Origin of the sequence: Frankia sp. R82 (assembly GCF_023716925.1) — a bacterium.
GTDB lineage: Bacteria > Actinomycetota > Actinomycetes > Frankiales > Frankiaceae > Frankia.
Window position 1 is genome coordinate 1 of record NZ_JAMQQG010000110.1, and the last position, 3,488, is coordinate 3,488.

Annotated in this window: 3 protein-coding genes; all 3 read right to left on the reverse strand. The window is 73.7% G+C overall.

Annotated elements, in window-relative coordinates:
• On the reverse strand, positions 1-700 hold a 700-nt coding region (locus tag ND747_RS15880), incomplete at its 3' end, for an A/G-specific adenine glycosylase (RefSeq protein ID WP_374216242.1).
• Between the two features lie 112 nt (positions 701-812).
• Positions 813-1,892, reverse strand: a complete 1,080-nt coding sequence (gene disA, locus ND747_RS15885) for a DNA integrity scanning diadenylate cyclase DisA (RefSeq protein WP_251734396.1) — start codon at positions 1,890-1,892, stop codon at positions 813-815.
• A gap of 126 nt (positions 1,893-2,018) precedes the next feature.
• Positions 2,019-3,488 (reverse strand): DNA repair protein RadA (gene radA / locus ND747_RS15890; protein ID WP_251734397.1); only part of this gene is annotated, 1,470 nt, incomplete at its 5' end.

A 3,488-nucleotide genomic window follows, 5' to 3' on the forward strand; every position in this document is an offset into this window, starting at 1 on the left:
CCGGGGGACTGCCCGCCCGCACCCACGCGCACCGTTCGAGCAGCGGGCAGGCCGGGCAGCGCGGCGTGCGGGCAACGCAGACCAGGGCACCGAGTTCCATCAACGCGGCGCTGGTGCGCGCCGCGGCCTCGGGGTCGGTGGGCAGCAGGTCGGCGACGCCGGCAAGGTCGGTGCGGTTGATGGTGGCCGGCGCCTCGGCGCGGCCCTCGACCGCGCGGGCGTACAGGCGACGCACGTTGACGTCGACGACGGGGTGCCGCTGCCGGAAGGCGAACGCCGCGACCGCCCTGGCCGTGTACGTGCCGATGCCGGGCAGGGCGAGCAGTGCGTCGAGGTCGTCCGGGACCTCGCCCCCGTGGCGCGCCACGACGGCCGTGGCGCTCTGGTGCAGCCGCAGGGCCCGCCGTGGGTAGCCGAGCCGCCCCCAGGCCCGGACGGCCTCCCCGGACGGCTCTGCGGCCAGCGACGCCGGCGTCGGCCAGCGGGCCAGCCAGGCCGTCCACACGGGCAGCACCCGGTTGACCGGGGTCTGCTGCAGCATCACCTCGCTGACCAGCACCGCCCAGGGTGTCGTCCCCGGCCGACGCCAGGGCAGGTCGCGGGCGGCCCCGCCGAACCAGTCCAACACCAGCACACCGAGTGGGCCGGGTGCCGCCGGTGCGGTGTCGAGGTCGTAGGTCACGCCGGTCATCTCAGCCATCGTGCCATCCGGCCAGCCGGGCCGGGCCAGCCGGGCCACCGCGCCCGGCCGCCACCGCGCCCGGCTGGGCTGATCGTGGCGCCCGGCCGGCCCGGGACGGTCTGGTGCGAACTCAGACGTAGCGCTCGAGAATGCTGGACTCGGCGAGCCGGGACAGGCCCTCGCGCACGGCGCGGGCCCGGGCCTCCCCGATACCGTCGACGGTCTGCAGGTCGTCGACGCCGGCGGCCAGCAGCTTCTGCAGGGTGCCGAAGTGGTCGACGAGCCGGTCGACGACGAGGCGGGGCAGGCGGGGGACCTTGGCCAGCATCCGGTACCCGCGCGGGCTGATCTGGCGGTCAAGGATGTCCGCCCCGCCGGAGAAACCGATCACGCGGGCGAGGACGGTGAGGTCGAGCAGGTCGGTGGGGGACATCGCCGACAGCTCGGTGAGTACCTGCGTGGCCGTACCGGCCCGCGAACCGGCGGGCAGATAGTCGCGGACGGTGAGTTCCCGCTCGGTCTCCACCCCGGCCATCAGCTCCTCGAGCTGCAGGGACAACAGCCGGCCGTCGGTGCCGAGCTCGACGACGTAGCCCTCGATCTCGTCGGCGATGCGGCGCACCATCTCCAGGCGCTGACTGACCGAGATCGCATCGCGGACCGTGACGAGATCCTCGATCTCCAGTGCGGACAGCGTGCCCGCCACCTCGTCCAGGCGCAGCTTGTAGCGCTCGAGGGTGGCCAGGGCCTGGTTGGCGCGCGACAGGATCGCGGCGGAGCCGTCCAGCGCGTAGCGCCGGCCGGCGACGTACAGGGCGATGATGTGCATCGACTGACTGACCGAGATGATCGGGTACTCGGTCTGCTTGGCGACCCGCTCGGCCGTGCGGTGCCGGGTGCCCGACTCCTCGGTGGGCACCGTCGGGTCCGGCACGAGGTGGACCGCGGCGCGCACGATGCGCTGCAGGTCGGACGACAGCACGATCGCGCCGTCCATCTTCGCCAGCTCCCGCAACCGGGTGGCCGAGAACTCGACGTCGAGCTCGAAACCGCCGGTGCACAGGCCCTCGACGACCTTGTCGTGACCGAGCACGATCAGGGCGCCGGTGTGGCCACGCAGGATGCGCTCCAGGCCGTCGCGGAAGGGGGTTCCGGGGGCGACCGCGGCCAGTGTCGCCCGGAAGATGTCGTCCCCGGGTGGTCGTGCCATCAGGCTCACTCAGCTCCTCGGTTCCCCCGCTGTCTCCGCCTCTGCCGTGATGCTATCGGGGCGATCGCCGCGGGAGGTCCGCAATCATAAGGTAACGAAAGGCCACGAAATCGACATCTTTAATTCTTATGTTTTGTACATATGCGTAATCGCGGCGACCAGATCTGGCACTTCGGTGACGGTCATGCCCTCGAAGGTCTTCTCCATGCCGGTAGCCCCCGGACGGGCGTCCCGCGAGCCCTGATCACCCTCGCCGACAGCCCGCAGCGCCCGGGCCCCCGCCCCGCCGAGGGCCGCACTGCCGCCTGCCGCGCGGCGGTTGGCCGTGCTGCCTGCGCCGACGGCGCCGGTCACCGTGCCGCCCCCCGCGGTGGTGGCGCCGGAGCCGGACGTCAGCGAGCCGGCGGGCACCAGCGCCCGGCGGAATCCCAGCCGGGCCGCGGCGGCGAGCCGGCGGGGCACACCACCCACCGCGCGGACCTCACCGGCGAGCCCGACCTCACCGATGGTGATCAGATCGGCGGGGAGCGGCCGATCCCGCATCGCACTGACCACTGCCAGCGCCGTGGCGAGATCCGCCGCGGGTTCGGCCAGCCGGACCCCGCCGACCGTCGCGGTGTAGACATCGCTGCGACCGAGACGGATGCCGACCCGGCGTTCGACGACGGCGAGGATCATGGCCACCCGGGCCGGGTCGAGCCCGGACACCGCTCGCCGGGGCACCTGCGCGGACGAGTCGGCCACCAGGGCCTGGACCTCGGCCACCAGGGGGCGACGCCCCTCCATCGTCACCGTCACGCACGTCCCCGGCACGCCGGCGCCGGCGCTGCCACCGGGGCCTGATCGGGACAGGAACAGGCCGCTCGGGTCGGCGATGCCGTGGATGCCGGCGTCGTCCATCTCGAAGCAGCCGATCTCGTCCGCCGGCCCGTACCGGTTCTTGCCGGCACGCACGAGGCGCAGCATCGAATGGCGCTCACCCTCGAAGTGGAGCACGACATCCACCAGGTGCTCGAGCAGGCGGGGACCGGCGACCGCGCCGTCCTTGGTGACATGCCCGACGAGCACCGTCGCAAGCCCAAGCGCCTTCGCGGTGCGGATCAGCGCGGCGGTGACCTCGCGTACCTGGGTGACCCCGCCGGCGGCCCCCTCCACGCCCGCCGCGGAGATCGTCTGCACCGAGTCGACCACGAGCAGGGCCGGGGCGACCTGTTCGACGTGCTGCAGCAGCGCGCCGAGGTCGGTCTCCGCGGCAATCCAGAGATCCTTGTGCAGAGCACCGGTGCGCCCCGCGCGCAGGCGCACCTGGGCGGCCGACTCCTCACCGGTGACGATCAACGCCCGGGACCCGCCCTCGGCGCTACGCGCGGCCACCTCGAGCAGCAGCGTGGACTTGCCGATCCCGGGCTCACCGGCCAGCAGGATCACCGCGCCGGGCACGAGCCCACCGCCGAGCACGCGGTCAAGCTCGTCGACCCCGGTCGGGCGGCGCTGGGCGGCGGTGACGTCGACCTCCACCACGGGCTGGGCGGGTGCGGTGACCGCACCGCCTGCCGCGGCCCCGCCGCCGAGCCCACCGCGCCCGGTACCGAGCGC

What these genes read in the sequence shown, in the direction of transcription:
- disA (WP_251734396.1), bottom strand. Translation starts at nt 1,892, where the DNA reads ATGGCACGACCACCCGGGGACGACATCTTCCGGGCGACACTGGCCGCG.